At 37.3% G+C, this 19,869-nt stretch carries 21 protein-coding genes and 1 pseudogene; 11 read left to right on the forward strand and 11 right to left on the reverse strand.

The genetic code is table 11. From position 1 onward, the window contains the following. Window positions 1–4: 4 nt before the first annotated feature. Together sdhD and sdhC are read right to left on the reverse strand one after the other, a co-directional pair. Window positions 5–370: a succinate dehydrogenase, hydrophobic membrane anchor protein gene (sdhD, locus tag HL290_RS13520; RefSeq protein ID WP_003655454.1), complete on the reverse strand. Its 366-nt coding sequence runs from the start codon at window positions 368–370 to the stop codon at window positions 5–7. Then, entirely contained in the window at window positions 370–771 is a 402-nt protein-coding gene (sdhC, locus tag HL290_RS13525; RefSeq protein ID WP_003655453.1) for a succinate dehydrogenase, cytochrome b556 subunit, read from the reverse strand. Before sdhC ends, sdhD begins: the two co-directional genes overlap by 1 nt. Before the next feature lie 497 nt (window positions 772–1,268). Between sdhC and HL290_RS18880 the strand changes: the two are divergent. Then, window positions 1,269–1,369, forward strand: a pseudogene (locus tag HL290_RS18880) (hypothetical protein); the annotation flags it as partial. Window positions 1,370–1,712: 343 nt separating this feature from the next. Continuing rightward, on the forward strand, window positions 1,713–2,987 hold the full coding sequence (gene gltA, locus HL290_RS13530) for a citrate synthase (RefSeq protein WP_004789414.1): 1,275 nt from the start codon (window positions 1,713–1,715) through the stop codon (window positions 2,985–2,987). A gap of 80 nt (window positions 2,988–3,067) precedes the next feature. Here the strand turns inward: gltA and HL290_RS13535 are convergent, their stop codons facing one another. Beyond that, window positions 3,068–3,553: a DUF1289 domain-containing protein gene (locus tag HL290_RS13535; RefSeq protein ID WP_005036497.1), complete on the reverse strand. Its 486-nt coding sequence runs from the start codon at window positions 3,551–3,553 to the stop codon at window positions 3,068–3,070. A 111-nt stretch (window positions 3,554–3,664) separates the two neighbouring features. On the opposite strand from HL290_RS13535, the gene HL290_RS13540 reads away from it, so the two are divergent. Next, the gene (locus HL290_RS13540) at window positions 3,665–4,597 is read left to right on the forward strand and encodes a rhodanese-related sulfurtransferase (protein WP_198496742.1); all 933 of its coding nucleotides are present in this window, start codon (window positions 3,665–3,667) and stop codon (window positions 4,595–4,597) included. A 37-nt stretch (window positions 4,598–4,634) separates the two neighbouring features. On the opposite strand, the gene HL290_RS13545 is transcribed toward HL290_RS13540, so the two are convergent. The 3 genes from HL290_RS13545 to HL290_RS13555 form a co-directional block, all read right to left on the reverse strand. Continuing rightward, window positions 4,635–5,756 carry a hypothetical protein gene (locus tag HL290_RS13545; RefSeq protein WP_198496871.1) on the reverse strand — a complete coding sequence of 374 codons (1,122 nt, stop codon included), beginning with the start codon at window positions 5,754–5,756 and terminating at the stop codon, window positions 4,635–4,637. 222 nt (window positions 5,757–5,978) lie between these two features. Next, complete coding sequence (locus tag HL290_RS13550; protein ID WP_003655445.1) at window positions 5,979–6,503, reverse strand: YecA family protein; 525 nt, start codon at window positions 6,501–6,503, stop codon at window positions 5,979–5,981. A 74-nt stretch (window positions 6,504–6,577) separates the two neighbouring features. Further along, window positions 6,578–6,784: a PA3496 family putative envelope integrity protein gene (locus HL290_RS13555; protein WP_002116495.1), complete on the reverse strand. Its 207-nt coding sequence runs from the start codon at window positions 6,782–6,784 to the stop codon at window positions 6,578–6,580. 358 nt (window positions 6,785–7,142) lie between these two features. On the opposite strand from HL290_RS13555, the gene rpoD reads away from it, so the two are divergent. The 6 genes from rpoD to HL290_RS13585 all read left to right on the forward strand — a co-directional run bounded on the left by rpoD (window position 7,143) and on the right by HL290_RS13585 (window position 13,720). Next, complete coding sequence (gene rpoD, locus HL290_RS13560; protein ID WP_005036489.1) at window positions 7,143–9,026, forward strand: RNA polymerase sigma factor RpoD; 1,884 nt, start codon at window positions 7,143–7,145, stop codon at window positions 9,024–9,026. Window positions 9,027–9,123: 97 nt separating this feature from the next. Further along, on the forward strand, window positions 9,124–9,411 hold the full coding sequence (locus tag HL290_RS13565; RefSeq protein ID WP_045435226.1) for a YbeD family protein: 288 nt from the start codon (window positions 9,124–9,126) through the stop codon (window positions 9,409–9,411). A 202-nt stretch (window positions 9,412–9,613) separates the two neighbouring features. Beyond that, on the forward strand, window positions 9,614–10,267 hold the full coding sequence (gene lipB, locus HL290_RS13570; RefSeq protein ID WP_045435228.1) for a lipoyl(octanoyl) transferase LipB: 654 nt from the start codon (window positions 9,614–9,616) through the stop codon (window positions 10,265–10,267). Window positions 10,268–10,348: 81 nt separating this feature from the next. Next, window positions 10,349–10,882: a hypothetical protein gene (locus HL290_RS13575; protein WP_003655436.1), complete on the forward strand. Its 534-nt coding sequence runs from the start codon at window positions 10,349–10,351 to the stop codon at window positions 10,880–10,882. Window position 10,883: 1 nt separating this feature from the next. Then, the gene (locus tag HL290_RS13580) at window positions 10,884–12,068 is read left to right on the forward strand and encodes an iron-containing alcohol dehydrogenase (RefSeq protein ID WP_003655435.1); all 1,185 of its coding nucleotides are present in this window, start codon (window positions 10,884–10,886) and stop codon (window positions 12,066–12,068) included. A 266-nt stretch (window positions 12,069–12,334) separates the two neighbouring features. Beyond that, window positions 12,335–13,720: an APC family permease gene (locus HL290_RS13585; RefSeq protein WP_198496743.1), complete on the forward strand. Its 1,386-nt coding sequence runs from the start codon at window positions 12,335–12,337 to the stop codon at window positions 13,718–13,720. A gap of 38 nt (window positions 13,721–13,758) precedes the next feature. Here HL290_RS13585 and HL290_RS13590 read toward each other — a convergent pair whose 3' ends face one another. Further along, window positions 13,759–14,319 (reverse strand): flavodoxin family protein, encoded by a 561-nt coding sequence (locus tag HL290_RS13590; RefSeq protein WP_198496744.1) that lies wholly within the window; start codon window positions 14,317–14,319, stop codon window positions 13,759–13,761. Between the two features lie 116 nt (window positions 14,320–14,435). Between HL290_RS13590 and HL290_RS13595 the strand changes: the two genes are divergently transcribed. Then, window positions 14,436–14,816, forward strand: a complete 381-nt coding sequence (locus HL290_RS13595; RefSeq protein ID WP_198496745.1) for a winged helix-turn-helix transcriptional regulator — start codon at window positions 14,436–14,438, stop codon at window positions 14,814–14,816. Window positions 14,817–14,887: 71 nt separating this feature from the next. Here the strand turns inward: HL290_RS13595 and HL290_RS13600 are convergent, their stop codons facing one another. From HL290_RS13600 to HL290_RS13610, 3 genes are all read right to left on the reverse strand, one after another. Further along, a complete protein-coding gene (locus tag HL290_RS13600) occupies window positions 14,888–15,520 on the reverse strand; it encodes a hypothetical protein (protein WP_198496872.1) in 633 nt (210 codons plus the stop codon). Between the two features lie 16 nt (window positions 15,521–15,536). After that, window positions 15,537–16,346 (reverse strand): DUF6502 family protein, encoded by an 810-nt coding sequence (locus tag HL290_RS13605; protein ID WP_198496746.1) that lies wholly within the window; start codon window positions 16,344–16,346, stop codon window positions 15,537–15,539. An 85-nt stretch (window positions 16,347–16,431) separates the two neighbouring features. Further along, a complete protein-coding gene (locus HL290_RS13610; RefSeq protein ID WP_198496747.1) occupies window positions 16,432–17,622 on the reverse strand; it encodes a cupin-like domain-containing protein in 1,191 nt (396 codons plus the stop codon). A gap of 101 nt (window positions 17,623–17,723) precedes the next feature. Between HL290_RS13610 and HL290_RS13615 the strand changes: the two genes are divergently transcribed. Next, window positions 17,724–19,319 carry a PT dipeptide repeat lipoprotein gene (locus HL290_RS13615; RefSeq protein WP_198496748.1) on the forward strand — a complete coding sequence of 532 codons (1,596 nt, stop codon included), beginning with the start codon at window positions 17,724–17,726 and terminating at the stop codon, window positions 19,317–19,319. A gap of 60 nt (window positions 19,320–19,379) precedes the next feature. Here HL290_RS13615 and HL290_RS13620 read toward each other — a convergent pair whose 3' ends face one another. Continuing rightward, the gene (locus HL290_RS13620) at window positions 19,380–19,853 is read right to left on the reverse strand and encodes a tRNA (cytidine(34)-2'-O)-methyltransferase (RefSeq protein ID WP_002116042.1); all 474 of its coding nucleotides are present in this window, start codon (window positions 19,851–19,853) and stop codon (window positions 19,380–19,382) included. Between the last annotated feature and the right edge of the window lie 16 nt (window positions 19,854–19,869).

The raw sequence follows: 19,869 nt of genomic DNA on the forward strand, positions 1-19,869 counted from the left end.
CCTATCAATTCGCCCAGAAAATCTGGATACCCCAGATTGCGTACACAAACACTGCAATAATGACAGCCGTCGTCAGTACAAGGCGTAAACCTTTCGCTGAAGGACCCATTTGACGAGTAGTGACATAGTCAGTAAAAACTTGCCACATACCAATCCATGCGTGTGCGATAAGCGATAAAATTGCCAATAAAGAAAAAATCTTCATTGGTAATGTCATCATGAAACCAGCCCATTGTTGATAGTCAAATCCGCCTTTGCAGAGAATCCAACCCAAAAGAACAACAGTATAGGCTGCTAGTACAACCGCACTTACACGCTGGATAAACCAATCACGAGAACCTGAACCAGTTAAACCTGTAGCACTTTTCATTAGAACATAATCCATACAAAGGCTGCGATAATAGCTACCACAGATAAGATCAATGAAATTGTCGCTGCTATACGACCACTTTGCAGTTCTTCAGCAAAACCTAAATCTGCAAGTAAGTGCTTTACTCCAGCAATAAAGTGGAATAAGAGGCCGGCTACAAATACCCAAACGATAAAACGTACAAGGATATTTCCAAACACGACATTTTTAACGTAGTCAAATCCTTCTGGTGAAGATAATGATTTATCTAAAATCCATAATAGAACTGGTACTAATAAGAAAACGATGACACCTGATAAACGGTGTAAAATTGATGCAATAGCCACGGGTGAGCGTAAATTTACCGCTAACACCTGACCCATGGACAAATTGACAGGTCTGTTGCTTTTCACAGCGGGCATCCTGTAGGTAGAAACTCCGACCGGAGTTTGTTGAATTAATTCCAAGGAAAGCTGGCATTGTTAGGCAAGCACAGCTCATGCCTAACCTATAAACGACACTGAATTATAAAACGCGAAGTATCAAAATACAAACAATCCACTTTCCCATTTCAGCAAAAAACAATTAAATAAGAATCATTCACAATGATATCACCCTATTAACCCTATTAAAAAGATATATATAGTTCCACCATGTTGTTGTTTAAAATAACTTTTTATTTAATTTCATTTTTTCTGAAATTTCTTTTAAATAAGTAAGTTTTAGACTAAAGATAAAGTTATAAATTCATCATATAAATAGAAAAATGTTAGTAACTCCGCATATTTTCAATAAAAGCTACTATTCAAATAAGTGAACATACTTATATTCCACCCAAATCAGTCAATCTAAAATACATTTTAGAAAGCAATTTTTACTGCGAATAAGAGTTTTTATTATTTTAATGCAGTTCAATTAGCTATTTTTTATACAATTAAACTTAAAAAAACAGCAATATTCTTTGTTACAACTAAATAAAAATAGAGTTTTTTTGATTGGCAATTTGAAATTACACCATGAGTTTTATGATTTTTTTAATTGGATTGGCATTTTCTACCGACTTGTCATTTTTAATCTTGATTTTAAAATTTGCTTACAATTGTACTCATACTTCATTTTTTTTCTGCACGTTCTTGTTGAATTGACTTATTATACCATCCCGATGCAGTGATTTTACTGACTTTTTTGCTCGGGTCTTGATGACTAACTCTCTGTGGGATCGTCATTTTTTATCCATAAGTATAATTGACAAAATTTCAGTACTCACTAATCTTATAGCAAATTTTGACACCGTCTGATTCGCACATGAGAACATTAGGATTTCGGGTCAGATCAACATTCACCAGGACAGGAGATCTATTGAATGTCTGAAGCAAATGGCAAAAAAGCCGTATTACATCTTGATGGCAAAGAAATTGGATTACCAATCTACAGTGGCACTTTAGGTCCAGATGTAATTGATGTCAGCAGCATATTGAAAGAAGGTCATTTTACTTTCGATCCTGGTTTTATGGCGACAGCTGCATGCGAGTCTAAAATTACGTTCATTGATGGTGACAAAGGTATTTTATTACACCGCGGCTACCCAATTGATCAGTTAGCAACTCAAGCAGACTATCTTGAAACTTGTTATTTATTATTAAATGGCGAGCTCCCAACTGCTGAACAAAAAACAGAGTTTGATGCCAAAGTTCGTGCTCACACTATGGTTCACGATCAAGTTAGCCGTTTCTTCAATGGTTTCCGTCGTGATGCTCACCCTATGGCTATCATGGTTGGTGTTGTTGGTGCATTATCTGCGTTCTATCACAACAATCTTGACATTGAAGACATCAATCACCGTGAAATCACTGCGATTCGTCTCATTGCAAAAATTCCAACACTTGCTGCTTGGAGTTACAAATACACAGTAGGTCAACCATTCATCTATCCACGTAATGACTTAAATTACGCGGAAAACTTCTTACACATGATGTTTGCTACTCCTGCTGACCGTGATTACAAAGTAAATCCTGTTCTTGCTCGCGCAATGGATCGTATCTTCACGCTTCATGCTGATCACGAACAAAATGCTTCGACATCTACAGTACGTCTTGCTGGCTCTACTGGTGCAAACCCATACGCATGTATCTCTTCAGGTATTTCTGCACTTTGGGGACCTGCTCACGGTGGTGCAAACGAAGCTGTACTTAAAATGCTTGATGAAATCGGTAGTGTAGAAAACGTTGCCGAGTTCATGGAAAAAGTAAAACGTAAAGAAGTTAAACTCATGGGCTTCGGTCACCGTGTGTACAAAAACTTCGACCCACGTGCAAAAGTCATGAAACAAACTTGTGACGAAGTTCTTGAAGCATTAAATATCAATGATCCTCAATTAGCGCTTGCTATGGAACTTGAGCGTATTGCATTGAACGACCCGTACTTCGTTGAACGTAAACTTTACCCTAACGTAGATTTCTACTCAGGTATCATCCTTAAAGCGATTGGTATCCCTACAGAAATGTTTACGGTAATCTTTGCACTTGCACGTACAGTAGGTTGGATCAGCCACTGGTTAGAAATGCACAGCGCACCTTACAAAATTGGTCGTCCTCGTCAGCTTTATACTGGCCCGACTCAGCGCGATATCAAACGTTAATATTCGAAAGAAAATTAATGATAAAAAAGCTGCCTTCTGGCAGCTTTTTTATTGAGATATCTTCAATTCAATCTACAAACCTATTCTTCGTCAAATACACTTAGTAAATGATGACTAATTCCATCAGCTCTCAACCAAGCCAACTCATAACTCGCTTTAGCTAAAGCTAAAACGCGCCTTTCGAATTCAACCCATATTGTTTTGACTTGAGCATCTGAAATACCTAAACCACTTTCTGTTGCCAGATGCTTATTTTTCTCACATATTTTCAAGGCATGATAAAGTTTGCGGCCTTTACTCGCTCCTTCCATCAGCCGAACACGTTTACTTAAAATAAATCCTTCTACATGCTGCAAGTTCGCATGAGGTAACATGGGCACTAGGATTTGATTCAACTGATCATCTAAACGCCTCCATACAGCCAAACGTTGCTCTGCTGTATAAGTATTCCATTGAATCACTTCATGGTTAAAACGACGACAACCACGGCAAACCTGATCACCAAAAACTGTTGAACAACGCCCTGCACATGGGGTGAGAGAGAGCATTCGATGATCACTACTCAAAACCGACTCCTTAAATAAACCATATACTTTTTATGGTTTTCTCGCTTATTACAACTTTTCGCGCTAAAATATGCGCCTTAAATTTCTATCTTAATACATTTGGAGTTTTCCATGAACGCTACTGTAGAACAGCTTGCACCTGTAGAACAGCAAGCGACCGCGGGTTGGGTTGTTGCAGCACTATATCAATTTAAAGAAGTTCAAGATCCTGCCGATCTTCAACAACGTTTATTAGACTTAGTGAAAACAATCAACCTTTGCGGAACTCTGATTGTAGCAGGTGAAGGAATTAATGGTACTGTTGCCGGCGACCGTGTAGCAATTGATAGTCTCTATCAATTTTTACTCAATGAAGGTTTTGCCTCTATGGAATATAAGGAATCTCATAGCTCTGACAAACCTTTCCGTAAAATGAAAATTAAACTTAAAGAAGAAATTGTGACTTTAGGTGTTGAAGTTAAACCCCGTGACTTAGTGGGCCATTACCTTGATCCAAAAGAATGGAATGATTTAATTGCACGTGATGATGTAATTTTAATCGATACGCGTAATGATTATGAATATAAGGCAGGTACTTTCAAAGGTGCTATCGACCCTAAAACTGAAACATTCCGAGAGTTTCCAGAATACGTTAAAAAAGAATTAGAACAGCATAAAGATAAAAAAATTGCGATGTTCTGTACAGGTGGTATTCGCTGTGAAAAATCAACCTCACTACTTCTTCAAGAAGGATTTACAGAGGTTTATCACCTCAAAGGCGGTATTCTTAAATATTTAGAAGAAACCCCTGCCGATGAAAGTTTATGGGAAGGTGAATGTTTTGTTTTTGATGGCCGGACTGCTGTAACTCATGGTGTCGAAGAAGGTGTAAATGTTAAATGTCATGCTTGTGGTTGGCCTTTGACTCCAGAAGAGTCTGCTTTAACAAGTTATGAACATGGTGTTTCTTGTGTATATTGCATCGACAAGACAACTGAAAAACAAAAAGCTGGTTTCCGTATGCGCCAGTCACAAATTGCGGCTGCAAAACGTAAACGTTTATAATTTATAAAAAGGGCATCAAATAATGCCCTTTTTAATTTTATTTATAAAGTCCCATAAATTTCTTGAACTCCAAGCTCACGCAATTCATTGAGGGCACTGTTGGAGATTTCCCAACAGCAGCTCTCAACTTCCCATCATTAGAAAAATCTAATCCAATCTGACTATAGCTATTTATATCCGTATAAGGTCCTGTATTAATCACAAGATCTACAATCTCCAGTTCGCCCTCATCAAAAGTAAAGTCCATGCCATCTTCTTTTTCTTTATCCAATAATGCTGATACGGTTTGATTCCCTTTAGTTAAACTCACTTTATTACCTTGTTTTACCAAAACACACTTTTCATCTGAGTCGGCAGTCACCAAATTAGTTTCAACAAAATTATTAATAACCTTATCTGAACATTTATTGTATTGCTGCATATTCTCTAATGCAGGAAGCATTTGACAGGCATTCGTATTAAAATTAAAAACCATAGGTATTGAGTTATTCAAACTATCAACTTTCTTAGGCAATTGAGATAAGTTTCCATCTTTAATTAAAGTTAGTAATTCCTCATAGTCTTTAATGTTTTCATTATTTTCAATAGCCTCTAACAACTCTTGAATAGCTTGATGAATAGAACTATTAGCTTTCACCTCAACATTAAATAGATCCACATCATTATCAATACCATAGCCCTTTTTAATAAGCTCAGCTACCAAAGCAGAATTTGATGATTTTAATTTTTCTGTGGTCATAATTCCAGATTGATACCACATTACAGGAATTTGGTTACTTGCATAAGCAATTACCATATCCGTCAGTGGATTGATATTTACATCTCTCTCTTGATCAATATAACTATGGTAGCTTTGGCCATTAGCTTTTACCTGTAAACGACAAGGAAGCTTACTACTGTCTACTTCACCTTCCCATTGCCCTTGTGCATTAACAACTACAGGACTTTTAAAACCAGCTCCGTCTTTACAAATTGCTGTTACATTTGCACCATTCAAAGCGGAATTCGAAAAAGCTGTACCGACAACTACTTTATAGGTAGCTTCTGTTTGTTTAGATTCCACAATTTGCATTTCATTTACGCTATTACTATTTTCACCCCCACAGGCAACTAGTAATATTATTGAGAATAATCCAGTAAGTTTAAAAATTATATTCATATTAAATCGCATTGTTATAGCATTAAAGATTTTCATATCGCCCATGAAATATACATATGACGAAATAAATTAATTTTTGATTAAGAGAGAGTTTTCAAAAATTTTGCGTATAATTATATACAAATAAAATTAATGTAAAAATATTATATTTAATTATGTATTAAAATACTAAAAGCATAAAAAACGCCCTAGAAAGGACGTTATTTACTTAATTTTTAAAGTTTAATTTGGCGTATGATACATCAAGTATAATTCATTCAAATTATCTGGGATTTCTTCTGCCAGTTCATCCATTAACTGTCCATTACGACGGAAAGATTCCATCTGTGGATCTTCTTCATCAATTCCACTAAATACCATCATTGGTAAAGTTAAATCAATTAATTGTTCTTCATATTCAGGTGCAAACCATGCATCTTCATTTAAGAACATTGCATCAACAAATCCCACACTCCAGTCGCCTAAGCTAGATTCAACATCAGCTTCTTCAACTTCAAATGGAAATGCAATTCCATTTTCATTTGCTAAATCTTGTCGAATTGACTCCAACCACGCCTTGATTTGCTGAATAATTTCAGCAGGAACCTTCTTATGGTTATTATCAAACAGCTCATCTAACCAACGGTCAAACTGAGGGCCTACTGCAATTGCACACAGAAAGCCATGAGTTGCAGCGAAATCTAAACCATACTCATTGTGGTCTCCATCTAGATATTCACTTAATTGGTCTAAATCTAACGCACTCATTGTGTTACCTGACTATAAAAAAGAAATCTACGATAGCATAGCATTTAAGCTGACGATGCCCTATTCAGATTTGATTAGTCTTCATCATCAAGATCATCATCGTCTAAATCATAATCAAAATCTTTCAACTCACGCTCTAAACGGCGTTGAGCTAATAGATCATCAATTAATCTACGTTTTTCTAATGATTCTTTCGCAGTGATTTTGCCTGATGACTCATCAAAACCGACATCATCATCATCACCGTAGTTATCATCTAGTTCAAAATCTGTAGAAGACACTAAAACTACCTCTAATGAAAAAATGTGAATGGGTCTAGGCGCTATTTATCTCTCTTACAGAACCATGTCAAGTTTTATTTATATTTTTTTCATTAAACTGCATATTTGTACTTTTTTTCACCCAAAAAATTGTGTATTTATAAAACTGAACTATTTTTTTGATCAAGAAAAAATTCTATGATCTTTTCGATGATTTAAGCTTGAAAAAAATGATTTTAGCCCAATATCCAAAAAACAGACGTGAATTCAAAGATATTTTTTATTTAACGGTTACCGATCAAATCCAAAATATTTCAAGCAAATTGTGCTATCATGCACGGTTTTTCACTGCCACAGATTCAACGAAGAGTAAGCAAAGATGAGCGATATGCATTCCCCTACTTCTCAAGTAGCGGCTCTGATTAGCCGAGGCAAAGAACAAGGTTACTTAACTTACGCTGAGGTTAACGATCATCTGCCGGACTCGATTACTGAAAGCGAACAGATTGAAGACATTATTCAAATGCTTCAAGACGTTGGTATTCCTGTACACGAGCGCGCACCTGAATCTGACGATACCATGTTCGGTGAGTCAACTGACACAGCCGATGAAGTTGCTGAAGAAGAAGCTGCTGCCGTACTTGCATCGGTTGAAAATGAGCCTGGGCGTACGACAGACCCTGTACGTATGTACATGCGTGAAATGGGTACAGTTGAACTGTTAACCCGTGAAGGTGAAATCAGCATTGCAAAACGTATTGAAGAAGGGATTCGTGATGTCCTTAATTCAATTGCGTACTGGCCAAATGCTGTTGAAGTTGTATTAAAAGAATATAATGATTTCTTGACTGGCGAACGTCGCCTTGCCGATATTTTATCTGGCTATCTTGATCCAGAAACTGACGAAGATATTCCTGAAGTTCTAGAAGAAGAAACAGAACTTGAGGAAGAAGAAGCGCCAGCTGCACCAGCAAAAGAAGTTAAGCTTGACGATGATGAAGAAGATGAAGAGTCAGAAAGCGACGATGATTCTGAAGGTGAGTCTGGTCCAGACCCTGAAGTTGCAAAAGTTCGTTTTAATGAACTTGAAGCTGCATGGACTAAAACAAAAGCTATTATTGAGAAACATGGCCGTAACAGCCCAGAAGCAGATGATGCTTTAGAAGCTTTAGCTACTGTGTTTATGATGTTTAAATTTACACCACGTTTATTTGACATCATCTCTGAAATGATTCGTGGTACACATGAGCAAATTCGTGCTAACGAACGTGAAGTTATGCGTTACGCAGTACGTCGTGGCCGTATGGATCGCACTCAATTCCGTACATCTTTCCCTAAGCAAGAATCAAATCCAGCTTGGTTAGATGAACAGATTGCAAAAGCTCCTGCTGAGATCAAGGCGCATTTAGAAAAGGTTCGTCCGGATGTTTTAGCATTCCAGCAAAAGATTGCAGATATTGAGAAAGAACTTAATTTAAGCGTTGCTGAAATTAAAGATATTTCTAAGCGTATGGCGATTGGCGAAGCGAAAGCACGCCGTGCTAAGAAAGAAATGGTAGAAGCCAACCTTCGTTTGGTAATTTCGATTGCGAAAAAATATACCAACCGTGGTTTACAGTTCCTTGACTTGATTCAAGAAGGGAACATTGGTTTGATGAAAGCTGTAGACAAGTTTGAATATCGTCGTGGTTATAAATTCTCGACTTATGCAACTTGGTGGATTCGTCAGGCGATTACCCGTTCGATTGCCGATCAGGCTCGTACAATCCGTATTCCTGTGCATATGATTGAAACGATTAACAAGATCAACCGCGTATCTCGTCAATTGTTACAAGAAATGGGCCGTGAACCGACACCTGAAGAATTAGGTGAACGTTTAGAAATGGACGAAGTTAAGGTTCGTAAGGTACTTAAAATTGCCAAAGAACCAATTTCAATGGAAACTCCAATTGGTGATGATGAAGATTCGCATCTTGGCGATTTCATTGAAGACCAAAACATCACTTCTCCAATTGATGCTGCGACTTCAGAAGGCTTAAAAGAAGCAACACGTGAAGTACTTGAAAATTTAACTGAACGTGAAGCAAAAGTCTTGAAGATGCGTTTTGGTATTGATATGCCAACCGATCATACACTAGAAGAAGTGGGTAAGCAGTTTGACGTAACACGTGAACGTATTCGTCAGATTGAAGCGAAAGCGTTGCGTAAATTGCGCCACCCTTCTCGTTCTGAACACTTGCGTTCTTTCCTTGAAAATGACTAAGTTTTGAAAGCTTGAAATTTCAAAACCAAGCCCCATTTAATAGAAAGAGCTATAAACGCCTGCGATGATGCAGGCGTTTCAAATCATGAGGTAACTTATGTTAGACCGCACTCCATCTCGCGAACTACAAGAACATCTTTGGGTATTTCCGATGGATTATCCAATTAAACTTATTGGCGATGCGGGTGAAGAATTACGTGTTGCTGTACTCGATATTTTGGTAAAACATTTTCCAGACTTTGACCATACAACACTAAAAGTTCAAGAATCTCGCACCGGCAAGTATCACTCTTTAACAGCACAATTGCGCTTTGAAGAATTGGAACAAGTTCATGCACTTTATGCTGACTTGGCTGCTTGTCCGCAGATTAGAACTGCGCTTTAATTTTAAGTTCTTCAATCAATACCACAGTCAGACATTCTTACTGTGGTATTTTTTTGGAAATTTTAGAACCAATCTATCGTGAAAAACCATACAAATATTTAGAATTCCTCTTATAAAATCCTTTAAAATTACAAGGTTTTCGGCTTCTATCTTGCAGATATTAACTGGCGCCGCATGAACTAACTTATAGGAATATTTTGTGATGAGCCTTGATAAACCCAACTTGATCATTCGGCAATGGAACGATTTACAAGATTATCAAAGCAAATTTGAAACCATGAAACTCTTAACAAACGAGCGTGATCAAGATACGCCTGATGAGCTATGGTTACTTCAACATCATAATGTATTAACTCAAGGTCAAGCTGGTAAACCAGAACATATCCTAATTTCATCAGACATTCCTGTAGTACAAACTGACCGTGGTGGGCAAGTGACTTGGCATGGTCCAGGTCAACTCGTTGCTTACTTCATGTTTGATCTTAATCGTCTAAAATGGAACGTACGTACATTGGTCAGTTTTGCTGAACAATTCATGATAGATGTTTTGAAAAAGTATGGAATTGAAGCTTATGCCAAGCCTGATGCACCTGGAGTATATGTAGATGGCCGCAAGATTGGTTCCTTAGGTTTTAAAATTCGTCGTGGCCGTAGTTACCATGGGTTAGCACTAAATCTGGATTGTGCCTTAACTGGGTTCCAGACCATCAATCCTTGCGGCTATGCAGGCTTAGAAATGGTACGTATACAAGATTTAGTGACTCCTTATCCATCATTTGGTCAACTTTGTCAGGACTTTATTGAGTATATTAATAGCACTGGGTACTTTAATGACCCTAAAGTCAAATATGAATAAATCGCTTTGCGATGAAATAAAAATGGATTAGAGTAATTACTCTAAATTTGCTTTCGCATAATTTTAACAAGGGATACGCGAGTGATTTCGACAAAAGCGGTAAAGCCGACTCTGCAACTTGCCTACGTTAAGCTCATGATGGATGTTATTGGTCGTGGCTTAGTCATGGCAAGTCAAGTGGACAATGAAATACAAGAGGAAGTATCTAAATTTCCTGTTCACTTTGTACTTTCAATGAATGTTTTCCCAAATGGACCAGCATTTTTTGCTCGAGTGACAGAAGACAAACAGTTAGAGCTACTTGAAAGAGCTGAAAAAAAACCAGACTTAACGATTACATTCAAACATGTCACTCATGCCTTTTTAGTGTTTTCTTTTCAAGAAAGTACTGCTCAGGCATTTGCCAATGACCGAATGATTGCCGATGGTGATGTATCTGCTGCGATCCGCTTGGTACGCTGCCTAAATAAAATGGAATCTCTTATTTTACCTAAATTGGTTGCTTCCCTAGCAGTCAAAGAATACCCAACCGAACTTACCCTAAAAGAAAAATTCAACGAGGCTGCAAATATTTACTTAAAAGTAGCCAAGTCCTATTTCAAGCGGAGCGCATAACATGGCCAAACCATATTACGAATTTTTTTGTCCTGTAAAAGTCATTGCTGGTAATGCTGCGCTAGAACATATTCCGTTTGAGCTTGCGACTTTAGGCGCAAAACGCCCTCTTATCATTACAGATAAGGGTGTTCGCGCAAATGGGTTATTAAATCCAATTGAAGCTGCATTTAGTACAACTGATGCTGTCATTGGCCATGTTTTTGATGATGTACCACCCGATTCGAGTTTAGAAGTCGTTCGTCTTGCAGCAGAAGCTTATCGTACAAACAAATGTGATGCGATTATTGCTGTAGGTGGCGGTTCAGTTATAGACACATCTAAAGCAACCAACATTTTGGTATCTGAAGGTGGAAATGACTTATTGCAATATGCAGGTGCTCATAACCTACCGAAACCATTAAAACCATTTTTTGTGATTCCAACAACTTCGGGTACTGGCTCAGAAGTAACGATGGTTGCAGTTGTTTCAGATACTCAAAAGAATGTTAAGTTAGCGTTCGCTTCTTATTATTTAATGCCACATGCTGCAATTTTAGATCCACGCATGACGCTTACATTGCCTCCTCATTTAACTGCAATGACAGGTATGGATGCTTTAACGCATTGTGTTGAAGCATATACATGTATGGCTGCGAATCCATTGAGTGATGCTTATGCAAGTGCAGGAATTAAAAAGATTAGTGAAAATCTATTTAATGTCTTAGAAAACCCAAATGATGCTCAAGGCCGTTTAGAGCTAGCTCAAGCTTCAACAATGGCAGGTATTGCATTTTCTAACTCAATGGTCGGCCTAGTTCACTCACTAGGGCATGCTTTAGGTGCTGTTGCCCACCTGCCCCACGGTTTATGCATGAATTTATTCTTACCATATGTGCTTGAATATAATAAACAAGTAAATGGTCAGAAAATTGGGGAGTTATTATTGCCACTCGCTGGTGCAGATATTTATGCACAAACTCCAGCAAGCCAGCGCGCAGATAGAGCAATTACGACTATCTTAGCAATGCGTGATCGCCTATTTACTTTAACAAAGTTACCACGCACTTTACGTGAAACAGGTAAAGTAACTGAGGCACAGCTTGATGAAGTTGCAGAAAAAGCACTAAATGATGGCTCAATTATTTACAACCCGAAAGAAGCAAGCTTAAAAGATATCCGAGATATCTTAGAAAAAGCTTGGTAATTCGACAAGTTAAACTCCCAAAAGCATAAAAAAGGTCTGATTTATATATTAAATCAGACCTTTTTTATGAATAAGAATTTTTATTCATTATTTTATTTGGAATATATGGCAAAAAATTTGCTAAAAAATAGATGAAAGTACTGACAATTTATATCAATTTAGGATAGATTGGCGCACTTTATCTTTTTCTGTAGGGGGGATCGTTCGTCTCAAACGATCCTTAACACCAAGCTGATCCTTGATCAACGATTATGAGGATAACGCCGTTGACAAATTTATCTGGGACTAAACCAACAGCTAAGCTTCAAAAGAATCTTGTGCTTTGGCATATTGTTATTATTGGTTTAGCTTACATTCAGCCATTAACGTTATTTGATACTTTTGGTTTAGTGTCAGAACGGAGTGGTGGTCATGTACCAACTTCCTACATTTTTGCATTAGTCGCAATCTTATTAACATCGATCAGTTATGGACATATGATTAAGCGCTACCCTTCTTCTGGGTCGGCCTATACGTATGCTCAAAAATCAATTCATCCTAACGTTGGCTTTATGGTGGGTTGGTCTTCTTGGTTAGACTATCTACTGTCACCGCTTGTTAATATTATCTTGGCAGATATTTACCTAAGAGCTCTTTTTCCAGAAGTAAATAACTGGTTATGGGTGATTGGTTTAACAACGCTAATGACTGTTATTAACTTATTTGGTGCACGATTTGTCGCACGTTTTAACAGTACGATCGTTGTTATTCAGCTTGGCGTAATTTTTTATTTCGTTTATCAGGTATACACTCTACTTACTCAAGGTGTATATGCAGATGGAACTTTAAATCCAGATAAAGCGGCATTGTGGTCATTAACTCCTTTTTGGAACGATATGACGTCTGTCAGTTCTTTAATTGCGGGCGCGACCGTACTGTGCTTCTCTTTTACCGGTTTTGACGCTTTATCTTCTCTTGCTGAAGAAACAAAAGATGCAGAAAAAACGCTACCAAAAGCTATTTTTTCTACAGCATTACTTGCAGGTATTATTTTCATTGTAAGTACTTACTTCATCCAATTATATTTCCCAAGTAACCCAAACACTTACTTTAATCCTTTAGATGAATCACAACCTGTGATGGTCGCTGCGATTGGTAGTCTGATGTTTAAAACTTTGGTTTTATATTTTGCTGTAGTCGCTGTGATGGCATCAGGTATTTCTGCCCATGCGGGTGTATCACGTTTAATGTATGTGATGGGACGCGATGGGGTCATCAACAAGAAATTATTTGGTCATATCAGTCCAAAATTGCATACTCCAACTTACAACATTCTTATTGTTGGTGTAGTTGCGTTATCTGCTGGCTTTTTAGATCTTGAGCATATTGTTAACTTGATTAGTTTTGGTGCCTTAACTGCTTTTAGTTTTGTTAACTTCTCTGTGATTTCTCGTTATGCATTAAGAGATGGCAAGAACAAAACGCTTAAAGACATCATCAATTATATTGCTATACCAACGCTTGGTTTTGCCAGTGTGTTTATGATGTGGTTAGAAATTGATAAGCTTGCCTTACAAATTGGCTTAGCGTGGGCCGTGATTGGTGTAGGTTATCTTGCCTATAAAACCAAAGGCTTCAAATATAATGCTCCGCAACATAATGAGCATGAGTAATAAAAAAAGGCGCTTAAAGCGCCTTTTTTATGGTCAAATTAACCGTAAATTTTATTCACAATGCTTTGTACACGTTGAGCATAAACTTTTGCTGTTTCAAGATCACCTGTCGGAATTTCTTCCACACTTGCATCTGAAGGTGATTGAACTAAAAGCCCTACTGAACCGCCTAAGTTGTTTACATCTTCACGTGTTGCGTTTTTTGTATTTGCTGGTAATAAACCAAGACTCACCCAAATCCCACCATGCTGTGCTGCTAAAGTTTGTAATTGGATAAGAGTTACTTGCTTATCCCCATTTAAGCTCGCGCTGTTTGTAAAACCTGCAAATACTTTATCTTGCCAGCCACGTGTAAACCATACTTTTGAAGTTGCATCAGCGAACTTTTTAAACTGCCATGGCGCTGTACCCATATAAGTCGGAGCACCAAAAACAATCCCCTTCGCATCATTTAATGTCTGCCAATCTTCATCAGTAATATTTCCTTCCTGATCAATCTGAATGAGCTGAGCATTAATCTCGTTTGCGAACGTTTCAGCAACAACTTTTGTATGGCCGTAACCAGAGAAATATACAACCGCGATATTAGAGTTAGACATGGGAGCAAACCTTTGTTTTATTAAATTCCACTTTATGATATATTTTAGAAACTAGGTGTCAATTAGTTACTAGTTGGTAACTAGTGTAATTTTTCAAAAAATTATAGGTAAGTGGTATGAATGAATGTCTAAAATATAATATTTTTCAACAACATTGCCCTGCTCGTCTATTTTTTGAAAAAATTGCAGATAAATGGGTTTTATTGATTTTAAATGTTCTTGAAGAAGAAACTCAGCACTTCAATCTGCTCAAAAAAAATATTCAAGGCATTTCCCCTAAAGTCTTATCACAGAAGTTAAAAATGCTGGAAAGAGACGGTTTCATCGAGCGTAAAATCCAGAATACATCCCCAATTCGCGTTGATTACTCACTTACTTCTTTAGGGCAAAATGTAGCTTCAATGGCGTTCCAATTAAAGGAGTGGGCCGAAACCAATATTGAACAGGTTTTAGCAGCCCAAATAACTTATGATGAAAAAGTGCTAGAGCAAGTTTAACTCATACTTTCTTTAAAATTTTATTGAACTTTATCGATTAGGCTTTGTTCTTATCTTAAAGGTGACTCAACTTAATTGATTTTAATCGGATCAGGTGGCGCACTTATTTTAAATTGAATCGTTAAAGGCTCACATTGTTTTAACTCCTGATTATTTTTCAAATAGGTACTTTCCAGACCATATTTCCAAGTACCATTCATGACTTCAAATGCGGGATAATTGACAATAAACGTTTTTGTTTCAGCAGGTTGATACTCATATATTTGAGTCTCTTTACAATCATTTTCCGGATAAGAACGTTTGGTATTTCCAAGTAAATAGAGTTCTAAAGGTACATGACAAGCAGGTTGTCGTTCTTGTATTTTTTCTAAGCCCATATTGGTTTGAGTAATCTGTAAAGCAAGAGTACCGTTCAAAGTTAATTGCTGTGCGTATTTAAAAACCGTTTCTTTTTCAATTGGTTCTCTTGTTACATTATTAAGAAATTCTAATTTACGATGCAAGCCATTACAGTCATCTTCACTTGGTGCAGGTAACCAAATGTCATTATCTTTTGAGTCACCTTTATTCCCATCGGCTGGTGTTTCATAATCACCCGGTTTACCGGGTTTAGTTGGATATCCTGACCCACCCAAACTGGCACCACCGGCGAATAAATCCTCTCCGCAAGCAGTCAAAAGGCTGCCTATCATAATGAAGCTCATGGATATTATTAATTTTTTATAAGTTGTTTTGGTCATATTGATAAGCTCCGAAACGGAAAGTTTTGGTTGCACCCTCTTTTCCTTCATCGAGTGCACAACGTTCAATGGCTAACTTGAGTACTTGTAGTGATAGATCTTCCCATAAGCGTAAACTTGCTTCTTTGAGTAAAGTGATCGATTCATCTGTTAGTTCATCAGCAAAAATTGCTTGTTCTAAATAAGGTTCTTTTTCTGGCTGAAATAAATTATGAACCCCGGCAGCTAAATGTGCCTCTAAGTTATTCGTTAATAATTTTCGAACCTCGAATTGCTCTACATCAGGCATAAAACTTCGCTGCTGTAACGACACAAGGCCATCTTCTTCTTTCACTATATTTAAACGCTCAAGTTCATTCAAAATAGATCTTGGATGTTTTTCGGTTGAAACTTTCTTTACCAAACTTTCAAAGCTAATCTGATCTTGGCTAATAAAAGGAATTTTTTCTGCTAAGCCCTCTGCAAGCCATAAACCAATCACCCGAGCAGGAACACTCACTGGCTCTGCTACTTTTGCTTCAGTTAAAGGCTGCCCAGCCTGTGTCGCTTTTTTAAAAGCATTAACATCCTTACGATGTAAACCAGAAAGTAGACTAACTGCCGAATCAGTAGTTTTTTGATCTATACGTTCTAGCTCAGCTAAAGACTGCTGATAGAAAACGGGTTTTAAAGCAGTAACAAAGTCGTTATATCCAACTCCCGAACGAATTAACCATTGCGTCAGATATTCCATTAACTGCAATACCTGCTTTTGGTTAAGTTCTGCATTATTCGTTTGGAGTGTCGACATAAGTTAACAATTTTCCTTCATCTTTGAAAAACAGTATGAGCTGAGCAATTGTCACACTGAACGGTTTAAGATGCAATTTTCATTCTTAGGCCTCCTTTGGAAACCGATGAACAAAATGGTTTGGGGCATTAAAATTGGTAAAAGAAATACTCATTGAAACATCAAGACTTTCTACACTATGCCACCAACCAATTGGGATAAATAAAGCTTCTCCTGCATTCAAAATACATTCCACTAGGGTAATCGATCTTGCTAAAGGATATTTTTTAAAATCAATTTCATTTGCATTACTCAGCTCACTAAACACCCAATGATCGTTATATAGATGAGGGACTTGCAAAGCCGGAATCAAAGTTACTTTTTTGCGTCCATAAATTTGAACTAACATATTATTCGTTAAATCGTGATGTAATGGCGTAAAGGTTCCCTTCGGCCCGAACCATAAAAAACTACGCTCATCTTTTAAAGCCAAGTTGCTGTACCCGTCTGCAAAATCGCCTATATCTAAAAATAACTCCTGAAGCATCTGATGACTATTGGTCGCATTATTTGCAGTCATATAGAAATCGTTGCTTGCTTCGACAGACATAACTTTTGATACAAACTCCGACATTTTCATAGTCTGCTTTAACAAAGGAGAATGTCTTTCAAATTGCTCATCTTTATTTCTATTCATTTGAACTTCAACTAAATGCTGGCCAAATCGAGTTGCAAAATATTCAGGTGTCCACTTATGTAAAGCAGGCCAGTGCTCTATCCCTTTCTTCAAAATCACAGGACGGTGTTGACTGTAATAATCTTTAATAAAATTTGAGAATATTGGCGCAGGGATTGAAGGTATTTCTTTACAGTAATTAGAATCTAGCTGGGCCAGTTGGTCTAAAGTTTCTATTAACCACTCACGTTTCTTAAATTGGTGGTGCTTTTTCTTAAGAATTTTATATAACTGATTATTTTCTAAATTACCTAAATATTCTTCTACTTGTTGCCGATGAAGCCCCTGCTCTACTAATCTTTTCACTATTTCCGCAGATGGTGCCTCATTCAAAACTTGTTCAATGATCCATTCCTGGTCTTGGTCAGATAAGCTTAGAGAATTCGGCTCACTCGTTTGAAACGTTAACCCAAATCCATTTTCTTTTAAAACATCGACTAATTGCTCAATCGAACATCCTTTTTCTAAATTTTCTTCAAGCCATTTTTTCCATTCAAATGGCAACTGATCAAACCATTTCTGGCTTTGTTGGAATATTTCAATTTGATTATAAGCTGCCATGTTGAACCTTTTTTTCAAATTTGATCTTTACAACTGCATTATAATTGATCTATTTTAAAAATGTTAAATTTTCACATTTTTATAAAAAAAGGGCTTATGTGATGAATAACATAGTAAAAGGAAGCAGCATTGCTTTGATTTTTATAGCATTAAGTGGGTGTGGGTCTGACGATAATGATTCGACACCAACACCAACACCAACACCGACACCAACACCGACACCGACACCGACACCGACACCAACACCAACACCGACACCGACACCAACACCAACACCAACACCAACACCGACACCAACACCAACACCAACACCAACACCAACACCAACAACGGTAGCAGATCGCTTCGTAGGAAGTTGGCTAGCAGGTAAAGGAGCTTGTATTAATGGCTCTGCTTTAAAAATGAATGTTATTAAAGTTTCTGATAATAGTGTTCGATTTACGAGTGAAACTGTACGTTATGAAAATGAAGCGAACTGTACAGGTAACATTGTGGCAAGTTATCGCCAAGCTGAAGATTTTAGTCTGGTTTCAAATATTGGAGCACCGCAAACTGTACAAACTTCAAGTTATAACAAGGTAAATTGGCAACTTGTAGTAGCAGGAAAACTAACTCAGAAACAACCAGCTATTCTGGGCTTTAAAAACGCAAATCAATTCTGTTTAGTACCTACAGATCAGCCAAATGCAATACATAATTATCTACAGCAAGCAAACTTTGATCTCATAAATACATGCTTTACAAAAACAACTCCACCAGCAAGTATGCAAAAGCCAACTCAAGTATTGGCAACAGCAAGTTATAGATTAGGAGATAATAAAGAATCTTGGGCAGATGTATTAAATCAACTTAATGACCAAGGACGCCAAGGCTATGCCCTTCTTACTCCATCAGTCAGTTTAGATAACCCTGACGGTAGCTTTGCGCTGTATAAAAATTTATATGTAAAAAACAATAAATCCACTGACACATATACCTATAAAACGGTTGATGTAAAAACCACTTCAGTAGCCAACCGCTATTTACTATGGGTCAATGAGTTAAACAAACAAGGTAGCTTAGGCTATATATATAAACTTTCATTTGGAGAAGTGGCATCAAACACAGACAAATATTTATTTGTGAAAAATGATAAAAAACCAGCAACTTATACTTACTCTAACCGATTCTTAACAAATACTTCTCGGACTAGCATCATAAATGCTTTCAATGAATTGGGTGCGCAAGGTTGCAAATTACTCTACGCAAACTCGACATTTACCAATAACGGTACAACAAATGGCACATTCTACGTACCAACATGTGTAAATAGTAGTACGCATAACGGTACTTATGCTTATCGTTATTTTGAAGTTCCACAACATATTCCATTTAATAAAGATGATGCAATAAAACTTGAAAAACTTCTTAAAGAGCAGGCTGCAGAGGGTTATAGACTTGTTGATGCAAATAACAATCTTGGCTTCTTTAATGTTGATGGTTATCTATTTGAACGTGACAGTGAAAATACAGGACCTGTTGAATATAAAGTATTTATTGAAGATGCAGTATCTGAATTAGATGAGCCATATCTCGTTGAAAATCGAATTCAAGATCAAGGTAAATTAGGATGGTTCTTTGCTGTTCGACTTGGATCGATCTATACCAACTCACCCACTAACTATGATTTAGCAAGTGGTGTGGTTTTCCCTAAATAAGGAATCCAAAAACAAATAAGGCCACAATAGTGGCCTTATTTTTATTTAAAACTTAGTTATTTATCCTAAGTTTTTGAAACCTTGCTGACGCCATGCTTCATAAACAATGACGGCTGTTGCATTAGACAAATTTAAACTTCTTGAATTTTCAGCCATCGGCAATCGAATCCATTGTTCTTGCGGAAACATTAAGCGAACATGCTCAGGCAAACCACGCGTTTCCGGCCCCATCAATAAAGCCACAGGTCGATTTAAATCAACTGTATGCGGGGTTGCAGAACCTTTAGTAGTGAGCGGAAAAACATGCTCAACACCTTTAGCTTTTAAGTCTGCAAGACATAGTTCAATATTGTCCCAAATCTGCATACGCGCCCATTCATGATAGTCCAATCCTGCACGCTTGAGCTTTTTATCATCTAGCTCGAAACCCAAGGGTTTGACTAAATGCAACTGTGCGCCCGTATTAGCACATAAACGAATGATATTGCCTGTATTGGCAGGAATTTCAGGCTCGTATAGGACAACATGAATCACAAATTTTCTCGACTTT

The sequence above is a fragment of the Acinetobacter sp. AC1-2 genome, assembly GCF_016124155.1.
Lineage (GTDB): Bacteria > Pseudomonadota > Gammaproteobacteria > Pseudomonadales > Moraxellaceae > Acinetobacter > Acinetobacter calcoaceticus.